12 protein-coding genes are annotated in these 18,936 nt (G+C 54.2%); 9 read left to right on the top strand and 3 right to left on the bottom strand.

Translation table 11 applies throughout. From position 1 onward, the window contains the following. The first annotated feature begins 110 nt into the window (after nt 1-110). The 6 genes from RW023_RS01750 (at nt 111) to RW023_RS01725 (ending at nt 10,220) form a co-directional block, all read left to right on the top strand. A complete protein-coding gene (locus RW023_RS01750) occupies nt 111-2,111 on the top strand; it encodes a hypothetical protein (RefSeq protein ID WP_315579604.1) in 2,001 nt (666 codons plus the stop codon). Between the two features lie 69 nt (nt 2,112-2,180). Further along, on the top strand, nt 2,181-2,534 hold the full coding sequence (locus RW023_RS01745; RefSeq protein ID WP_315579603.1) for a hypothetical protein: 354 nt from the start codon (nt 2,181-2,183) through the stop codon (nt 2,532-2,534). 205 nt (nt 2,535-2,739) lie between these two features. Further along, the gene (locus tag RW023_RS01740; protein ID WP_315579601.1) at nt 2,740-3,087 is read left to right on the top strand and encodes a hypothetical protein; all 348 of its coding nucleotides are present in this window, start codon (nt 2,740-2,742) and stop codon (nt 3,085-3,087) included. A 2-nt stretch (nt 3,088-3,089) separates the two neighbouring features. Further along, a complete protein-coding gene (locus RW023_RS01735) occupies nt 3,090-5,954 on the top strand; it encodes a hypothetical protein (protein ID WP_315579602.1) in 2,865 nt (954 codons plus the stop codon). A gap of 1,081 nt (nt 5,955-7,035) precedes the next feature. Then, complete coding sequence (locus RW023_RS01730) at nt 7,036-7,383, top strand: hypothetical protein (protein WP_315579601.1); 348 nt, start codon at nt 7,036-7,038, stop codon at nt 7,381-7,383. A gap of 2 nt (nt 7,384-7,385) precedes the next feature. Beyond that, nucleotides 7,386-10,220: a hypothetical protein gene (locus RW023_RS01725; RefSeq protein ID WP_315579600.1), complete on the top strand. Its 2,835-nt coding sequence runs from the start codon at nt 7,386-7,388 to the stop codon at nt 10,218-10,220. Between the two features lie 171 nt (nt 10,221-10,391). Here the strand turns inward: RW023_RS01725 and RW023_RS01720 are convergent, their stop codons facing one another. The 3 genes from RW023_RS01720 to RW023_RS01710 form a co-directional block, all read right to left on the bottom strand. Next, complete coding sequence (locus RW023_RS01720; RefSeq protein WP_315579599.1) at nt 10,392-10,682, bottom strand: YciI family protein; 291 nt, start codon at nt 10,680-10,682, stop codon at nt 10,392-10,394. 143 nt (nt 10,683-10,825) lie between these two features. Next, complete coding sequence (locus RW023_RS01715) at nt 10,826-12,736, bottom strand: hypothetical protein (protein ID WP_315579598.1); 1,911 nt, start codon at nt 12,734-12,736, stop codon at nt 10,826-10,828. Nucleotides 12,737-12,796: 60 nt separating this feature from the next. After that, nucleotides 12,797-13,471 carry a hypothetical protein gene (locus RW023_RS01710; RefSeq protein WP_315579597.1) on the bottom strand — a complete coding sequence of 225 codons (675 nt, stop codon included), beginning with the start codon at nt 13,469-13,471 and terminating at the stop codon, nt 12,797-12,799. A 158-nt stretch (nt 13,472-13,629) separates the two neighbouring features. Between RW023_RS01710 and RW023_RS01705 the strand changes: the two genes are divergently transcribed. From RW023_RS01705 to ppdK, 3 genes are all read left to right on the top strand, one after another. Further along, nucleotides 13,630-14,484, top strand: coding sequence for a protein phosphatase 2C domain-containing protein (locus tag RW023_RS01705; RefSeq protein WP_315579596.1), 855 nt, complete (start codon nt 13,630-13,632; stop codon nt 14,482-14,484). Between the two features lie 16 nt (nt 14,485-14,500). After that, nucleotides 14,501-16,042 (top strand): FHA domain-containing protein, encoded by a 1,542-nt coding sequence (locus RW023_RS01700; protein WP_315579595.1) that lies wholly within the window; start codon nt 14,501-14,503, stop codon nt 16,040-16,042. Between the two features lie 148 nt (nt 16,043-16,190). Further along, nucleotides 16,191-18,908, top strand: a complete 2,718-nt coding sequence (gene ppdK / locus RW023_RS01695; RefSeq protein WP_315579594.1) for a pyruvate, phosphate dikinase — start codon at nt 16,191-16,193, stop codon at nt 18,906-18,908. The last annotated feature ends 28 nt before the right edge of the window (nt 18,909-18,936 follow it).

The raw sequence follows: 18,936 nt of genomic DNA, 5'->3' as shown, positions 1-18,936 counted from the left end.
CATTGAGTCTTGAAGCGGCAAACTCTCAGGGAGTTCGATGTTTGAGATGGTAACTTGTTGCCTGGTGAGTTCCCTGACCGGGCGGGGGTTTGCACGTCTCATGTGCTGGTGTGGCCGTTGCTCTTCCTGGTCCTGGCGGCTCGGGTCCGCAGGAACTCACGTCTGCTGTGGATGCCTTCAATAAGGCAATGTCCATGGTTATTCTCGAACATATTGAGACTTCAAACATTGCGGATATTAAGGCGTCTCTCGACATCATATACACCCGAGAACCGGGGGCTGCGTGGCAAATTCGAGGCTATGACATTTACTCTCAGGCGACGGGTTATGCTGCCGGGAAGAATCCTGACTTGGCCTACAGCCGTACCGTCTACGAGGGGGGAGATAACTCCCTTGCCGCAAAACTTGTTACCTATGATCACAACCATGAAGGAGGTCTTGAGACAAAGCGTGTAGCGGATGATGCAGTCTCATGGCCTATCGTCAATCACACAACGAAAGATCAAGACCTGTTCAATCAGGTGAAAGATCCCCTGCAATCGCTTTACCTGCTCTCAGATACTCCTGACAGCATGCAAGGGGCGGACTTCACCACTTCGCATCCAGGGCTCGAGAAGCTTGAACAAGAACGTCTAAAGAGCGTCCGCGGATTCCTTAATCAGTCAATCTCATTCGAGGTCGAGGACGATTGGGATCGCAACGGTGAAAAGTCCAGTGAGAAGATTTCAATGGTGCGTTATCTGACGGGTAGCCGCAATTACGGCGGTAAAGAATTCAAGGGCTTCTCTGACGGTGGCGATGCGTTTGGCGCCGAAAATTCAAAGCTACGTTCCCACACCGGCGTAATCCTCGGGAACTGGGCACAGAGTCTTGCCTCAATGGACGGGGATAGCGCAGGCGGTTCATCGCTCAAAGCAAGCCAGACCGTTGGCGAAGGTCGAATGAGTCCGACAACTGGACAGGCGCAATTCACCCTATCTCCGAAGCTCCGCGATGCGATTTATGCCAAGGGTGGGTTGTTCACTGATCTAGGCTTTGATAGCCCGAAGCAGATTGCGGGCCAAGATACGGATAACCCCTTCGATGATAAGTTCGAAGGTGGTCGTCCCCCTGCACTCAGTGCCGTTCAGGCCGGAGCCTATGCGGGCTATAAGCATGATCTCGCTCAAGCCATGGCCGGGGACTATCACGTTGATACGAGTGATACGACGCCTGGTTCGACGTGGAGTCAGAATGTCACTGATCGTGTGGATAAGTGGGGCGGGCTCTTTGAACATCTTGATGCAGCAACTGCGGATGTTAATGGCCTTAATTATGATCGGATTGCTGAGCGCAATCAGTTGATCCGGCAGGGGATTGATGCGGTGTCGTCGGTGGTTCCGTATGACGCGCTTCCCGGTGGCAAGATCGTTGAGTCATTAGCTTCATCGGCAGTTGATGGCGCGAAGAATAAGGTCCTTGATGAGTTTCTTCCGACGGACTTTAAATCTGAGAAGCTCAATGATGCTGTTAATAGTCATTACGCGGCGAATGCAATGGCCGCATATCAGGAGGGACTGGACCGGGATAATAGCGTCTGGGGCATGGGTGATAAGTTTAAGGGCGAAGATGTTTTTGGTCGCAATAGTGCCCATTTAAGATCTTGGATGGGTTCAATTATTTCGCCGTATGTCAGTGATCTTGCCGCTGCTATGAATAACAATAGCGAATCCGGAATGAGTGCAGGAACGGGTGAAGGTGCGCATGGTGCCGTCAATGCAATCTTTACTCGCGATATGGTTGAGCGCTTCTCAGGCAAGGGTAGTTTGTTTGAGGATCTGGCTTTTGACCAGCCCAAGGTTATTGATGAAGGCGATCCAAATAACCCCTTGGATGATCAGTATAAGAGTGGCCGAATACCTGCTTTGAAAGCTGTTCAGATTTCGGCGTTTGCGAACTACATGGATGAAGTTGCGAATGTTCTTCATGACTCTAACTACGATTCGCGTTCGGTTATGGTCAATCGCGTAACTGATAAGTGGACCGAACTTATTCAAGAGACTTTTGATGCGGATGCTGACAGGGATTCCGCAGTTGCGAGGGATCTGGATAAAACAAATAAGGATACGTGAAAGATCGTAGACTTCATCGTTGATAAGGCAGCGAAATACGCAGGAAAACAGTTTCCCGGTGCCGAAGATTTGACAAAGGCGATTGTCAAATCTGCTGCCGGAAAAGCTGAAGACGTCTTTTGGTCGACTGATCACGAAACGAAGGTATGGGCCTCTGAACGCGATGACGCGAATAAGTCGGCTCATGAGCTTATACAACATGGGCTCACCCGTGTCTTGTATGAGTCTCCATATTGGACTGAACGCGCAGGTACTGTTGATGTGTCACCGGGGAGCGAGGAATTGGCAAGAAAAGGACTGCCGTTCGTCAACGAGGATGGCACCTTAGAACCTTATGATTCGTTAACTAAAGGACAGCGAGCCGCGGTTAACCGCTATTTCATGGGAACAGAAAGTGATTTCCATGATGTGCTGCAGCATTAGTTCCAAACCCAGCAAGACGCAAACCAACACGGACAGGTCCCTCAGCCGTTACCGAAGAAAAGCTAGTGGATTTAACTCGTAGCTGTTTGCCTGTAAGCAACAGCCTTCAATTTAGGTCTCCTTAAGGTTGAAATGTTATTCTTTAAGGGTAACGTACGACCGATGGTGATCCGTGTTTCGCGTGTTCGAGCATTGAGAGGTTCAAATGACGAATATTAGCTTCGACCGCGAGGCTCTTGGGATTGTTGAAAAAGCACAATGGACAGACGCGGAGGATCTCGGTCAGGTTGGCGCTGCTTTGAATAAGTTAGAGACTAATGGAGCTGCATTACCTCTTCCAGACAGGACAGATGCAGGAATTACTGCTTTGAGGGATGCTTTGGTGAATTATCGACTTTTCATGAGCTTAGCAATTTACGAGTTTCAGGATGCTTGCGCCGAACTGGGGTCGGGAGTTGCTGACTTTTCGAAGAACCAAGATAGTACCGAAACTTATAACGAGAGTAGAGCGCGTCAGGCGGCATCGCGCCTTGGCCTAGAGGGGGGACTCTGATCATGGTAGATAGAACAGCGGGTAGGGTTGCTCTTAGGCAGGTTCCAGACATTGCAGCAGAGGCTGAGAAGTGCGCTTCGGAGTTTCGGAAAACGGGAACTGCCGTTGGTAACACTCAGGTTGCAAAGAATAAAGACTCTGTACCAGAAGAATGGACAGGTGCGGCTGCTGATGCAGCCTCTGATGAGATTATGAAGTTAGGTGCTAAAACCCAGACTCTATCAGAGGCATTCCCTCCTGCAGCGGATGCGGTGGACACGTGGATTTCAGAGGTCGACACTACGCGCACCACGGTCACTTCTCTTCAGGAACAATGGGACGAGGCCATTGCAACATATGACCGCGCTATTTCAGATGCAAAGGAGCATTACACCGCTGGAGATCCTTCCCGAAAGATTCAGTTTGATATTGCAGCGCAAACTGCTGTGGATACACAAAATAATCTGAAAAAACAGTATGACGAACAACTTGACACACTAGCAGCTGCTGCTCAAACCGCCGCTAATTCAATCAATGCGGCACGCCAAACAATTGTTTCCGATGAGGCAATGCAGCGGGGGCGTGATGGGATCGGTGCAGCGATCTTCCCTCCGGATGAGATGCCAACTGTCAACGGGGCTGCTCAGTGGGCAGAGGCTCAAGCTGCGGCGGGGCTCCTCGCGTATGATCTTGAAAAGGCAGCAAATTCTGATAAGCCCTTGACGGAAGAAGAAGTGCAGGCACTTCAAGATAAATGGGGAGATAAGCTTAAGAATCCTTTTTATGTTCAAGCATTTATGGATTACTATCGTTCGACTCATCCTGGTCAGGAAAACGCAACAGCGGAGATGCTGTATAAAGTTGCTTTGAATGCTGCTGGCTCTGATTTGGATTATTACACGACAGACAGGACGGCTCGTAACCCGTTCATCGCGTCACTTGGCACAGCTATGGTCCTTTCAACGGGCGGATATGATGCCCAAGCTGACCATCAGGAAAGAAACAATTCTTTCGCACAAGTGAAGGGAGCACTTATCGGGAAAGACGGTGAGACAACTCTTAGTCAGATTGAGGAAGCGAATATTGCAGAGTACAGGGAAACTCTGTGGAATCCTTATAAACGGTTTGCGGGTCAGGACGCATATAGTAGTCCTGAAATTCGCGGTGCTGAGATATTCACTCAAGCTGCGGGTCTAGCTGCTGCAAAAAATCCCAGTCTCACTCTTGGTGCAAAATTCTATCAGCCGATGGGGGACGAACCTTCGCTTGCGTCCGAAATTATGCGCTACGACCATCAGTATGAGTGTGGTCTGTTAGGTGGTTCGGGTAGCGATGCAATTCGGTATTCACTGGTGGCATTCGATGAGAACGATCGGGGCGCGGATGTGCGTGCGAAGGATCCGATGCAGACGCTCTACATGCTGTCGGATACCCCTGACGAGCTAAAGGGATCTAATGCTCCGGCTGCTTTGCAGACCCTTGAAGGGAACAGGCTGATGCATCTCCGTAATTTCTTAAACGGGGATACACCATTTGACGTCGACCTGCCGGATCCCAAAGCCACAGACGGAAAGATAAATGTCGCTCGCTATCTGACGGGAAACAGAATACAAGGCGGTCCTGGGGCATTCCTTGGCACGATAGATCAAGGGGAGGCGCTTGGAGATATGCTGGCAGATGCCTCATCTCCGGAGAGTTTACCTGCGCCAGAACCGCAGCGCAGTGATTTCGTAGGAGAAAATGCTCAACAACGTTATGAAGATGCGCTAGCGATATGGAAGGATGACTCGCTGCATCGTGCATCAACGGCTGCAAATGTAATGGCTGGTTATCAAGACGGATTGGATCGCGATAATTCATCATTTATGGGCTCTGAGGATAAGTTTAACGGGGAAGACATTTTTGGTGGTCGTAACCCGAAGCTGCGTTCGTGGATGGGGGAGATTATTAAACCCTATGTTTTCGACTTGGCATCCGAAATGCATAACAGTACCGGTACAGGAATGGGTGCTGGCGCGATTGTGGGTGAATATAAGACAGTTCATATGCATTTTGGTGGCGATCTGATTGACCGATTCAAAGCCCCCGGCGGACTTCTACAAGATTTAGCGTTTGATCAACCTAAGCGTATCGACGATCGCGGAACGCCAGATGACCTCCTGGACGATATCTACGAGGGTGGGAGAAAACCGGCTCTTCAGGTTGTACAGACTGAAGCGTTTAAGGGTTATATGACTGACGTGGCCGTAGCTCTCAAGGATCCGAATTATAATTCGCGCCTGAGTGGTGTCCAAGGCGCAACAAATCGCTGGACCGAGTTGATCCAAGAAACGTTTGATGCCAACCCTGACAAAGATTCTGCTATCGGTAAGGCTCTCGACGAATCACACAAGGATGCGCGCAAGATCGCTGATCTTATTGTTGACCAAACTGCGGGGCTTGTGACTAAAAAGCTTCCTGTCGCAGGTCCTCTAATAAAGGCTGGAGTTAAGGAAGGCTCCGGTGAAATATTCGACTGGGCGCTTTCAACCGATAATGAAACGAAGGCATGGAAGTCTCATTCCGAGGCGGATCGATCTTCTCACAATCTTATGCAAGACGGTCTGATTCGTGCGATGTACGATTCTGATCAATGGACCGAGCGTGCCGGTACGGTTGATGTTACTCCCGGAACTGAGAAATTTGCAGAAAAGGAACTTCCTGGTTTGAATCCCGACGGAACACGAAGGAAATACGACTCCTTAACTGTAAGCGAGAGGGACTCTATTCGAAGTTACTTTAGAGGGACGAATAGTGATTTCCGTGCGATCTTAGATGGGCAATACTCGGCCCAGCAGGACGCCAATGGAGATGGTGCCACTCCACCACCTCCTAAAGGGGTAAAATAGACGGTAAATTTCCAGATTGGTTGGTAATTCCTACTAGTTGGGGTGTTCTTTGAAAATTGAGTCTTCAGAGAGCACCCCAACTTTTCTTAATCTTCTAACGTTGTAGTGTGTGCCGGATATCAGGTCAAAGTGCTCCTGTGTTTGAATGGCGTGAGAGAGAAGCAGGATCTCTGAAAAGCTGATTTAAAAGGTTCGGTAAGCGACAAAGTCTTTCGGTAAGTTTCTTCACAAGTGTTATGCGGGTTTTCAAGACCACAAACGAAAGCGTCGACAAAAACGACGACAGTCTTTTCCTTTTAGGATCTCCATGAGTTGGGCTGGTTTAAAAAATTCGCATACCCGCGCTGCACTTGAGTCGAAGGTATATCTCTAGTAGTCGTATTTACGACTAAGCATATTGATGTTGCAGACAACGGCGTGCTCGCAAATGTGAGTGCAGCGATTAAGACTTTAACTAATGAAATGACTGCTAGCCATACTAACTTCGAAGAAGCAATCCAGATTTATATTACCGCTTCAAATTATTTTGACTTGGGGTCGAAATGTCTCCGATCACGGGGTTCCACTCGCGGGGGATGTGCCCAGCAATGAAAGCGACTAGTGGTCTGGTTGCAATGGGCAAAACATTGTGGCGCATGACTTGATGCAGGTTGGTTTAGCCGGTGCAATGTATGAGTTGGGTCAGTAGACCGAGTTCAATGGAAGAGTCGATCTCTTACAAGACCCCGCCTCGCTGAAGCAGAGGGTCCCTTTCGCTCTTAATTCTGATGGGAGCTTAAAGCCTTGGACTTCCTTGACTGCTACTGAAAGGGCAGCAGTTAAGGACTACTTCAGGCAACCTGAGAGTGATTTCCAGGAGGCCTATGATCACCAGGGCTTGGTGCAGAAAATTGCAGGTCTGGATTCGGGGAATAACTAGCCTAATTTCGACTACCGTAACTATTTGAGGGCTGTTGCCTGCGGGAAATCCCGCAGGCAACACTCTTTTTAGTATCTGTTAAGGTTGAAATGTTATTCTTTAAGGGTAACGTACGACCGATGGTGATCCGTGTTTCGCGTGTTCGAGCATTGAGAGGTTCAAATGACGAATATTAGCTTCGACCGCGAGGCTCTTGGGATTGTTGAAAAAGCACAATGGACAGACGCGGAGGATCTCGGTCAGGTTGGCGCTGCTTTGAATAAGTTAGAGACTAATGGAGCTGCATTACCTCTTCCAGACAGGACAGATGCAGGAATTACTGCTTTGAGGGATGCTTTGGTGAATTATCGACTTTTCATGAGCTTAGCAATTTACGAGTTTCAGGATGCTTGCGCCGAACTGGGGTCGGGAGTTGCTGACTTTTCGAAGAACCAAGATAGTACCGAAACTTATAACGAGAGTAGAGCGCGTCAGGCGGCATCGCGCCTTGGCCTAGAGGGGGGACTCTGATCATGGTAGATAGAACAGCGGGTAGGGTTGCTCTTAGGCAGGTTCCAGACATTGCAGCAGAGGCTGAGAAGTGCGCTTCGGAGTTTCGGAAAACGGGAACTGCCGTTGGTAACACTCAGGTTGCAAAGAATAAAGACTCTGTACCAGAAGAATGGACAGGTGCGGCTGCTGATGCAGCCTCTGATGAGATTATGAAGTTAGGTGCTAAAACCCAGACTCTATCAGAGGCATTCCCTCCTGCAGCGGATGCGGTGGACACGTGGATTTCAGAGGTCGACACTACGCGCACCACGGTCACTTCTCTTCAGGAACAATGGGACGAGGCCATTGCAACATATGACCGCGCTATTTCAGATGCAAAGGAGCATTACACCGCTGGAGATCCTTCCCGAAAGATTCAGTTTGATATTGCAGCGCAAACTGCTGTGGATACACAAAATAATCTGAAAAAACAGTATGACGAACAACTTGACACACTAGCAGCTGCTGCTCAAACCGCCGCTAATTCAATCAATGCGGCACGCCAAACAATTGTTTCCGATGAGGCAATGCAGCGGGGGCGGAACGGAGTTGGTGTCGCCCTCTTTGGTTCAGACACGCCTATTTTGAGTGGTGCGGCACAGTGGGCAGACGCACAAGAAAAAGCTCCTGAAATCGCAGAAGCGCTCAAGAAACGGCCATTGACGGCCGCAGATGTTGATGCTTTCAACTCGAAGTACGGGGAGTATCTAGATAATCCGTATTATGCAGTGGCGATTGCCCAGTATGTTAACGTTGATGATCTAAATAAAGCGGCGCTTGCTGCACTGCAGACAGGTTATGACCAAAAGACTGGGTTCCTTATCAGTAGCGGATACGAAACATTTAATAGAAATCTAGGTTCCCTGATGGTTATGGCAGCCGGTGGGAGCAACCTGTCTGAGAATATGGCTGATACTCAAAAGTCTTTCGACATGTTGTCCGGCGCATTAGTTGGGAGAAATGGTGAAAGCGTCGAGCAGACTGTTCAGAAGAACCTCTCTCAGTTAATGGAGTTCGGATGGCAGGAATATGAGCATCCAAAAATTGGAGTACATTCGTCGGCCACTATGTATGGCTACGACATATTTACTCAATTAACTGGAGCTGCGGCCCGGGATAATAAATCGCTGGTACTGGGGCCGGGTTTTTATGATCGGGTAGATGGGAAGAACAAATCTGTCTTTGCCGATATCGTAGATTGGGACCATCAGCATACTGGTGTAACTACCACCGATTACATGGCTCAGCATCCAAGTGAGTATGCTCTGTTTGGCTTGGCTGGAAAAGAAAAGCTGACACCCGAACAATTCAAGTCAGTCTTTGATCCGGTGCAGTCGGTACTTGAGCTTTCCGATCGTCCTGATAGTTTAAATGCCGACGATCATCAGTCGATCCTTGCGCAACATGAGGAAGCGCGTATGCGAGCAGTTCGGTCGGCGCTTAATGTGGATACCTCCTTTGATGTGGGTGGAAGCAAGATGAATATGACTCGCTATCTAACTGGATGGAGAGGGAATGCTGCCGGCGGGGGAGCGGCATACCAAGATCTTGGTGATGCCTTGGGAGATGTTGTCAACGACGCCTCCCAGTATGGTATTGAAACTATGAAAAGGCCCGTTGCTGAGAATTATCCGCTTGGACTTCAAGATCCTCAGTATGTTGCGGACCAAACTGCCTATAACCGCTGGACGATCGATGAAACGAACCGTGCGAAGATTGCGCAGAACTTCATGTTGGGTTATCAAGACGGTCTCGATCATAGTAGCTGGAATGACTGGGGAAACAAGGGTGAAGATAATTTTGGCCACAGCAATTCAAAGATGCGCTCTTGGATGGGATCTGTGGTTGCGCCGCGAGTTTCCGAACTTGCTGATTTGCTGACGGATACTAAAGGTGCGGGGGGCAATGGTAACGTCATCGATGAGACTCATAAGCACGCGCCTCTGGATCTTAGTAATCAAGATTTAAAGAGAATGTTTTCGAAAACTGGTCTCTTTACAGACCTTACCCATGACCAACCAACATTGATCTCAGGTGACGGAACTAACGATTCAGATTATGAAGGTGGGCACCGACCTGCCTGGTCGAGAATTAACTCCGAAGCGTGGAAGGATTATCGTCTCGAACTTAAGCAGCAGGTCAATGCTGAATACGGTACCTCGTGGGCGTCAACTGTTGCAAGGAAAACTGCTGGTTGGCAGACTTTAATTAATGGCTTGGATGAGGCGCCAGTTAATGCGAAACTCGCAGAAGATAATGAGATGGTTGCGCGTAATAAAGTGATTCGCGGCATGATCGACTATGCGGTCGACAGAGCTCCCCTTGAACAGCCGTTTCCCATCGGTGGGGCTGATTTTGACTACGGTGTTAAGACTGGGGTCGATGCTTTCTTGGACAAGTATGCTCCGACAGATTTGTCGGATGCTGATATGGCACGACGAATTGAACAAGAAAAGAATACAAGTGCCGCGGTAAAGGACGCAGTGACTGATGCCTTCCTAGCTCGCGAAGGTGTCCTTGCTGGATCGGATCAAACAAAGGCGGAGCTCGACAGAGAGTTTCTTTCAGGCAATGGTGCGCATCTGGGGCTTAACTCGTTCGCTGCAGAAATGCCTCCTTTAGAGAAGCTGACTGACGACCAACGCGAGGCCTATGTTAGGTTCCTTGGCGGTGGTATCACGGATGAGGAAATCGATGGCAAGACTTCATATGTCGGGGATAGGACTGCATTAGGTGCCCTTCAGCACGAGGCCAATCAGGAGATTGCAACTGGAGAAGAATTCCTGAAGGACGCAAAGGAACATTATTCGAAGTGACTGATGTGTGGGGTTGGTTGAAGCACCAGCCCCACACATCATTTACTCGATATGGTTGAAGGGGCGCTATACGTGCAATTTCACTTGTAGTTAAAGGGTGCGTTGTGCCTCTACTGACATCGTTCCTGAACCCTAGGCGTGCCATCGAATAGCTGCTACCGAGTCTGCGTCCTACCCCGCCGCCGGAATAACCCCGATCACGGGGTTCCACTCGCGGGGGATGCGCTCGGTAATGAAACCTGCCTGATTAAACGGGTCGGCTTCCAGTAGCTCCAAAGCTCCCGCGGCATCTTCCGCGCGCACAATAATCAGAGCATCATGCGTGCCGGTGTAGGGTCCCGCGGCAATCAGACGCCCCTGGGCGGCAAGCTCACCGTTGAACGCGCGGTGCGCGGGGCGTACCTCTGCCATTTCCTCATCGCGGTCAGTGACATAGTGGTACTCGACAGTGAAAACCTTCATTTTTCCTCCTTGAATAAGACAACACCCTCACGATATACCGGCGGCGCAGTCTCTGGCACATCCGGAGCAGTAGAAGAGAAGGCGAAGAGAAAATAAAAAGAGGCGCGGAGCTGGGCTCCGCGCCTCTTCACACTTTTAGAAGCTCACCAGCGATCATCCTGATCAGCGACCGCAACCGGCTTCAAGGACTCTGCGTTACCTGCGGAAAGACCCGCGGCAGCCGGAGCCTTCTCCTCAACGCCCTCAACGCGAACAGCCTTAAGGCCGCTCAGCGCGCGACGCTTTGCCTTGTCCTTTTCTTCCTTTGACGCTGTACCAGCAACCGCTCCCGCACCGATGGGACCGCGGGCGGCCGCAGCCGAAGCGCCACGACCTGCTGCGGAGGAAGCGCCTCCTGACACGTTGCCATTCGAGGAGGCGCTACGGGCCGCCCCAGTTCCTGCTGAAGAAGCCTTGGCAGACGATGCAGCCTTAGCTGAAGCTCCCTTGGTAGCACTGCCCTTAGCGGTTGAGCTGGAACCCGAGGCTGAGCCTGCAGTTGTTCCCATAACTCCGGGACGTGCACCCACACCCGCACGAGCGGCAGAAGCTGAAGCCGAACGAGCCGAAGCAGCAGCGGACTGCGAGCTTGTTCCTGCCTTAACAGAAGCGGAGCCCTTTGCTGCGCTCGACGCGGTGCCGCGTGCCCCGGCGGCTGCACCGTTCGCAGGTGCTCCGGTGGCCGTAGTGCCGGTGGCACCTGCTGGGCGGATGCTAGCAGCCGCACGTGCACGTGCCGACATGGTCGACGCATTACTTGCCGTTGATGAGGTGCCTGCGCCAGTTCCGGCGGTCGCGCCGCTGCCGTAAGCTCCGGGGGCTCCCATACCGCGCGGGAATCCACCTGCGCGAGCTGCCGTCGAGGCCGGGGTGCCCGGGTTTGCCATGCGAGCCGCATTGCCCCAGTTACCAGCCTGTGCCGTTCCACGAGGAGTCAAAGCACCACGCTCGAGGTCATTCATCGCGCTAGAAATTGCGTTCGAGGACGACAAACGCGCGCTGGTCGAAGGTGCGAGTGCACCACCGGCCGGCACAGTTCCAAATTGAGAAGTAGCAGCACGTGATGCGAAGCCACCCATTGAACTTGCGATAGAGGTCGCGGAAGTTGCCATGCGGCCAAGACCAGCCAAAGTGCCACCGGTCGTTAGCGCGCCACCGGCAATGGCCAAATCCTTAGAGTGTGATGACGTCGAGAAGGGGTTGTAGTCAGGCTTCCAACGGGGATCATCCGCATCAGTAACAGGTGCGGGAACGTGACCGCCGACAGGGCCATCAGCGGTCATGTACCCGCCGACCGGCATGGTCGTGACATCGACACCGGCTAGAACGGAAGATGAAGGGGAAACAGAAGGAAGGACCTCAAGGCCGGCAATTGGGCCTCCCGAACCCGCAGAGCCGACACCAGCGCCACCGCCGGCGGCATATTGAGTGCCACCACGACTGCCGGCAGCGGTAGCTCCGGAAGAAGAGCCTCCACCACCCTTCGAATCGCCATCCCCATTGCTGGGGACCTCGGAGAACCCTGCAGCAGCACTGGTCACTTGGCCATTCATGGCGTCAAGGGCTGCTTTTGCCTGTGCTTCCCTTTGGGCATTGCGCTGAGCCATCATATTCTGGATGTACTCATTTTGAATCGCAGCTTCATTTGGCTGCCCTTGGGCTATTACTTGCGCAGCAGCCTGGTCTGAGGGATGCAGAAGTTGTGTGCTGAGAGTCCCTTGAACAGACTTAGCTTCTTGCATAGCTTGACGAGCCTGAGTGTGGGCGGTTTCTATGGTTCCGACTCGGCCCTCCAAGTTGGCGATCGAGGCTTCGAAATCGCTGACTTTTGATGTCATTGCCGCATGTGTTGCACCTTCAACGCCGGTGTTTGCAGAGAAGCTTGCGCATGCGGTCTTTAGAGAAGCCAGCTGAGCTTTCAGGTCATTCAGAAGCGATGCATCTTGGTCTGAATAGTCAAGGCGAGCAACTTTGGTGAGTCGGTCATAGTTCTCTGTGGAGAGTGAGGCTGCCATAAGAGGTCTTTCTTCAATCCGAGGTATTACTGAGAAGCATCTCGATAGTCGATATCGCTATCAGTTTCGTCCAAAGCCGTAAGGGGAGTTCCAGTTGGGAAGTCCCGAAGTGGGTTTGCTTGGTGCTAGTGTGGCCGAAGCGAGCAGGTTCTCCAATGTCTCAGAACCCTGGTCAGTAGCACCCAAGAATGTTGGAGGGAGCTGTGGTGTCGAGGAAGAAGTGTCGTCAGCGGCCACAGGACCAAGTTGCTGCGGCGCAGGCTTCGTAAACCAGGAGTCAGCAAGGCCATTAGTTAGCCCCGCTGCAAAGTCAGCGCCTTGCTGTAGAGTCTGGCTTGTCTTCTGAAGGGCCTGTGCACCACGCTCTTCATTCGCGGCCTGAGCTAAGGCTGCCTCGCGCGCATCGAGCTCCTGCTCCATCAAGATTTGAGTCGCATTGATACCGTCTTGCTCATTATTGTTCATCAGCGCTTGCGTCTTATCGGCAGCGCTCAAGAAAGCAATGACCTCTGCATTGAGAGAGGTAATTGCGTCCTGGATTTCTTGAAGGGCAGTCGTATATTGCTGTCGAGCTGCGACGGGGCCCGACTCTACGCCCCACTTGCCTGCTGTTTGGGCTGCTGTCAGCGATGCGACCTTAGAGGTCGCCTTTCCCGCGAATTCGCCACGCGAGCTGTCTAGAGCTGATTGTGCGGCAGTAAATTCGTCATTTTTAACGCCAACTTCTCCGCTCATGCCGTCTCTCTTTCCGCCTCGTGCCCGTCAAAAAACAGACAAAAACTACCTGCTCGTACATATTGAAAATACAAGATCGTTTTCAAAGGTGCACGAGCCCTTCAATATATGGGATTATTCTCGCGTAAAAGAGAACGTACGTCAAAGGTGGTTGAGCTGTGGATCTTCCTCTGTGTGGGACTGTGATCCGGACCCAGTGGGGTGCGACCAGTGACATCGGTCCTGTTCGCTCATCAAACCAAGACTCTTGGCTTGCCCAAGACCCTCTCTTCGCAGTTGCCGACGGGATGGGCGGGAACGCAGAAGGCGAACTGGCCTCGACAACCGCTCTTGAAGTACTCTCTAACGCCCTCAGCCCCGAGGCCTTGGACGCAATTGATCCGAACCCGGCCGAGCTGGTCGGCGCGATCCGCGCGGCCGCAGAGGCAGTGGCCTCGTTAGGAGAGAAGGGGGACCCGGCTGCCCCGGGAACTACGCTGTGCGGAACCCTGACCATCGACCAAGACGGTCCGCAGTGGCTGACCTTTAATATTGGCGATTCTCGTGCCTATCTCATTGCCGGCGGAAGCATTCTTCAGTTGACGACCGACCATTCCGCAGTCCAAGAAGCTAAAGAATTTGCCAAGCGGACCGGTGCCGAACTGGTTCTTCCCCCCTCGAATGTCATCACTCGCGCACTCGGTGCCGCGATGCCGGAACTTCCCCAGGCTGACTACGTTCTCACCCCAATGCGAGAGGGCGATGTCGTCATCCTGTGCTCGGATGGTGTTCACGGCGCAGTTTCAGAACAAGACCTTATCGATATCGCCAGCCAGGATGTATCTGCGCAAGAAATTGCCAACGCCCTGGTTGACCAAGCGATCGAGGGCGGTACGCGTGATAACGCAACCGCTCTTGTTATCCGTGCACAATCGGTTGTGGGAAGCCGCTACGATGGGGACATACGCGCGAGCGTGCGTCCACGTATCCCAGTGCGACCCCTTCCGGTCACAACGGCGCGCCGCGCCCGATAGAGAAAAGAGTTTTCGAATGCTGCAATTGGGCCGCCATGCAGTTCGCGGTAACGGTGGGTTCATCGTCGCCGGCCCCCTGGGCTTTGCCCTGGTTCCCGCTGACCTCGCTGACTCCGCTCAGCGCGTTGTCACCGATGCCAACGAAGATCTGACAACCTGGGTCAATTCCGCTACAGCCAGCGGTTTGCCTTTCGCGCACATGGACCTGCGCGGCCCCGTTCCCCTTCTTTCCTTGGGTGGTAGCGCGAATGTTCGCGCGATTGCTCCCGGCTATGACACCCCCTTCACCTGGGGTGGCCCGCTATCGATGTGGGAATTTGTTCCCGGCGAGTGGACGCTCATGGATATCGCATTGAGCGAGTTCGACGATGCTCAGCCGTGGGCACATTTTGCAACCTCTGAGGCCGAGGCCACTCAGGTCCGTATTGGCTACCCCGTAGAGCCCGAACTTCCCTCTGCTCCCGCGCTGGTGGAAGAAGAGAAGCCTGCTCAGGTTCAGGAACAGCACGCTGAGGATGCTCCCTCCGCTGAAGAATCCGTGACCGAAACTGAGCCCGAGGCCTCGCACGCGGTGTGGGGAGCGGCCACGGAAGAACCTCAGCAGCAGGAGGAAGCTGCACAGCCTCAGGCCGCGGAAGAACCCGCGCCGAAGTATCTGTGGGCACCCGAGCCGGAGGCGGAAGCAAGCGCCCCAGAGGAAACTCCCGATATTTATGCTGCAGGTGCTCAAGTTGCCGCGGCTCAGGCAGCAGTGACGCCGAGCGCCGCTCCCGTTTACACCAGCCCCGAGGCCTTGGAAGAAACCATCACCTCTGAGGCTTTCGCGGCAATGCAGCAGGAAGCTTCGCAAGATACACCGCAGGCCAGCGTTGAGCCGCAGGCCAGCGTTGAGCCGCAGGCCAGCGTTGAATTGGATGCTCCCTCACTCGAGCAAAACTTCGAGCCCAGTATTTTCGTTGAAGAAGAAGCTTCCATCGAAGTTCCTGCCGACGAACCCGAAGAGGTAGAGGCACCGGCCGCGGAACCGGTCGAGCAGGAAAGCCAGCCCGAAGCTGAAGAGGTCGCCTCGGCCTCGGAAATCGAAGAAACCCCGGCGTATGGGGAGACCCCGGCTGAGGATACTCCGGCAGCAGGTACGGCCCCTGCCTTTGAAGTCGATAACTCCGATAGCGGCGCAACGGTACTGCGACGCGTGAGCGATGACTCGCAGCACGCGCAGGCCGGCTACCTGGTTTATGCAGGCGCTGCTCCCGTTGAACTCACTCACGACGTCATCTTGGGACGCGACCCCAATGCTCGCGTCCTCACCGGTCGCCCCGCTGCAACTGTGATGCGCGTACCCAGCCCCGCGAACGAAATCTCGCGCTCGCACGCGGCTGTCATTCCCAGCGGTTTTGGTTCCTGGATGCTGATGGATCTGGGAAGCGCGAACGGAACCCTGCTGCGCAGCTCGAATGGCAATGTTCAGGAAGTTCCTCCGCGTGTTACCGTGCCACTGAGCGACGGCGACGTTATTGATCTGGGAGAAAACGTCCTGGTCGAATTCATTGTTCGATAAAACAGTGACCATATGGTGAACGGGCCACCCGCGTAATTTCGCGGCGTAGCCCGCATCATTTGGCCGGTACTTTTCCATTGGTTAGTATGTCAATACACAGGGGCCCGATGACGGGTACCCCCCAAAACAACGGAAGTTGAGGGACCAGATGGTCAAGTATGTATACGACTTCTCCGAGGGCGACAAGTCAATGAAAGACTTGCTCGGAGGTAAGGGTGCGAACCTGGCAGAGATGACGAAGCTCGGCCTGCCTGTTCCTCCCGGATTCACAATTACCACCGAAGCGTGCCGCGTCTACCTGCACGACGGCAAGGCCCCTGAAAGTCTTGATACTGAAGTGACCGTCGCACTTCGCAAGGTCGAAGAAGAAATGGGTCGCAAGCTGGGCGATCCCAAGGATCCGCTGCTTGTCTCGGTTCGTTCGGGCGCAAAGTTCTCCATGCCCGGCATGATGGAAACCGTCCTCAACATCGGCCTCAACGACGAATCCGTCCACGGTCTTGCTGCTGTCAGCGGCAACGAGCGTTTTGCATGGGACTCCTACCGTCGACTGGTTCAGATGTTCGGCAAGACCGTTCTGGATATCGAGGGCGATCTCTTCTCTGACGCTCTGGACAACTTGAAGAAGGAACGCGGCGTTAAGGGCGATACCGAGCTCACCGCCGAGGACCTCAAGGGCCTGGTCGATATCTTTAAGACCATCGTCTACGAGCAGACCGGTGAAGAATTCCCGCAGGATCCTCGCACCCAGATGGACATGGCTATCGAGGCCGTTTTCCGTTCCTGGAACACCGAGCGTGCCCGCATCTACCGTCGCCGTGAGCGCATCCCCCATGACCTGGGCACCGCAGTCAACATCTGCACCATGGTGTTTGGCAACATGGGCGAAAACTCCGGCACCGGCGTGTGCTTCACCCGTGACCCCTCTACCGGCCACTCCGGTGTGTACGGTGACTACCTTGAGAACGCTCAGGGCGAGGACGTCGTTGCAGGTATCCGTAACACCCTGTCCCTTGCTGATCTTGAGAAGATCAACAAGCCGGTCTACGACGAGCTGCGCGGAATCATGCACAAGCTCGAAACCCACTACCGCGACCTGTGCGACATCGAGTTCACCATCGAGCGCGGCAAGCTGTGGATGCTCCAGACCCGCGTCGGCAAGCGCACCGCTGCCGCCGCCTTCCGCGTCGCAGTCCAGCTGGTTGACGAAAAGCTCATCACCCGCGACGAGGCCCTGGGCCGCGTGACCGGTGACCAGCTCACCCAGCTGATGTTCCCGCAGTTCGATGCGAATGCATCCAAGGAACTCATTGCTCGCGGTATGGCTGCCTCCCCGGGCGCAGCTGTTGGTCGCATCGTCTTCAATAACGCTCAGGCCGAGGCCTCGGCAGCAGCAGGCGTCAAGTGCGTGCTGGTCCGCCGTGAGACCAACCCCGACGATCTGCCCGGCATGGTCGCAGCCGAGGGTGTTCTGACTGCCCGTGGTGGTAAGACCTCGCACGCCGCAGTTGTTGCGCGCGGCATGGGTAAGACCTGTGTCTGCGGCGCTGAAGCTCTTGAGATCGACGCCGAGGCCGGAACCGTGACCGTCGCAGGTCGCGTCCTGACCGGCGAAGACACCATCGCGATCGACGGCCAGACCGGTGAGATCTTCCTCGGCGAGGTCCCCGTGACCGACTCCCCGGTGACCACCTACCTGAGCCACGGCCTCGAAGCTGGCCTGGCTGCAGCAGCTGGCGACCCCGGTACCTCCGAACTGATCGAGGCCGTCCACCGCATCCTCACCCACGCCGACGAGGTGCGTCGCCTGCAGGTGCGCGCCAACGCCGACACCCCCGAGGACTCGCAGCGTGCACTGGAGTTCGGCGCACAGGGTATCGGCCTGTGCCGTACCGAGCACATGTTCCTGGGCTCGCGTCGTCCGCTGGTCGAGCGCGTCATCCTGTCCGAGGAAGGCTCCGCTGAGCGTCAGGAAGCATTCGACGCCCTGGAGAAGCTGCAGAAGGAAGACTTCCTGGCAATGCTCGAGGTCATGGACGGCAAGTCGATGACCGTGCGTCTGATCGACCCGCCGCTGCACGAGTTCCTGCCCCAGCTCACCGAGCTCGAGGTCAAGGTTGCACTCGCCAAGGCTGCTGGCACCGTCGAGCCCGCAGATGAAGAGATGCTGCTCACCGTGCGTCGCTTCCACGAGCAGAACCCCATGCTGGGCCTGCGTGGCGTGCGTCTGGGCATCTACCTGCCCGGCCTCTTCGCCCTGCAGATGCGCGCACTGTGCGAGGCTGCCGCTGAGCTGGTTGCCCGCGGCAAGGATCCGCGCCCTGAAATCATGGTTCCGCTGGTTGGCTCGGTGCGTGAGCTTCAGCTGATCCGCGAGGAAGGCGAAGGTATCATCGCCGCGGTTGCCGCTTCCAAGGGCGTTGACCTGTCCGGCGTGACTATCGGCGCGATGATCGAGCTGCCGCGTGCGGCCATGACCGCCGAGGATCTGGCTGAGGAAGCCGACTTCTTCAGCTTTGGTACGAACGACCTGACTCAGACCGTGTGGGGCTTCTCGCGTGATGACGTTGAAGGTGTGTTCTTCCCGCAGTACATCGAGGGTGGCATCTTTGGTGTTTCGCCCTTCGAGTCAATCGATGTTCACGGTGTCGGCACGGTTGTGGCCGAGGGCGTGCGTCGCGCACGTTCCACCAAGCCGAACATCAAGCTTGGTGTCTGTGGTGAGCACGGTGGCGATCCCGCATCGATCCACTTCTTCCACAAGGTTGGACTCGACTACGTGTCCTGCTCGCCCTTCCGTGTGCCTGTTGCACGCCTGGAGGCCGGGCGTGCAGCTGTTGAGGATCACACAGATATGACCGCGTGATCGGCTGTAATGGCCGCGTCTAGCGCGG

Origin of the sequence: uncultured Actinomyces sp. (genome assembly GCF_963542285.1) — a bacterium.
In the GTDB taxonomy this organism is placed as follows: domain Bacteria; phylum Actinomycetota; class Actinomycetes; order Actinomycetales; family Actinomycetaceae; genus Pauljensenia.
The sequence above is the reverse complement of the archived record's forward strand: the minus strand, read 5'-3'. Positions and strand labels throughout refer to the sequence as shown.

Bases quoted from the DNA above. Each gene is read 5' to 3' on its own strand.
- RW023_RS01740 (WP_315579601.1), top strand. From the start codon at position 2,740: ATGACGAATATTAGCTTCGACCGCGAGGCTCTTGGGATTGTTGAAAAA.
- RW023_RS01735 (WP_315579602.1), top strand. From the start codon at position 3,090: ATGGTAGATAGAACAGCGGGTAGGGTTGCTCTTAGGCAGGTTCCAGAC.
- RW023_RS01730 (WP_315579601.1), top strand. From the start codon at position 7,036: ATGACGAATATTAGCTTCGACCGCGAGGCTCTTGGGATTGTTGAAAAA.
- RW023_RS01725 (WP_315579600.1), top strand. From the start codon at position 7,386: ATGGTAGATAGAACAGCGGGTAGGGTTGCTCTTAGGCAGGTTCCAGAC.
- RW023_RS01720 (WP_315579599.1), bottom strand. From the start codon at position 10,682: ATGAAGGTTTTCACTGTCGAGTACCACTATGTCACTGACCGCGATGAG.
- RW023_RS01715 (WP_315579598.1), bottom strand. From the start codon at position 12,736: ATGGCAGCCTCACTCTCCACAGAGAACTATGACCGACTCACCAAAGTT.
- RW023_RS01710 (WP_315579597.1), bottom strand. From the start codon at position 13,471: ATGAGCGGAGAAGTTGGCGTTAAAAATGACGAATTTACTGCCGCACAA.
- RW023_RS01700 (WP_315579595.1), top strand. From the start codon at position 14,501: ATGCTGCAATTGGGCCGCCATGCAGTTCGCGGTAACGGTGGGTTCATC.
- ppdK (WP_315579594.1), top strand. From the start codon at position 16,191: ATGGTCAAGTATGTATACGACTTCTCCGAGGGCGACAAGTCAATGAAA.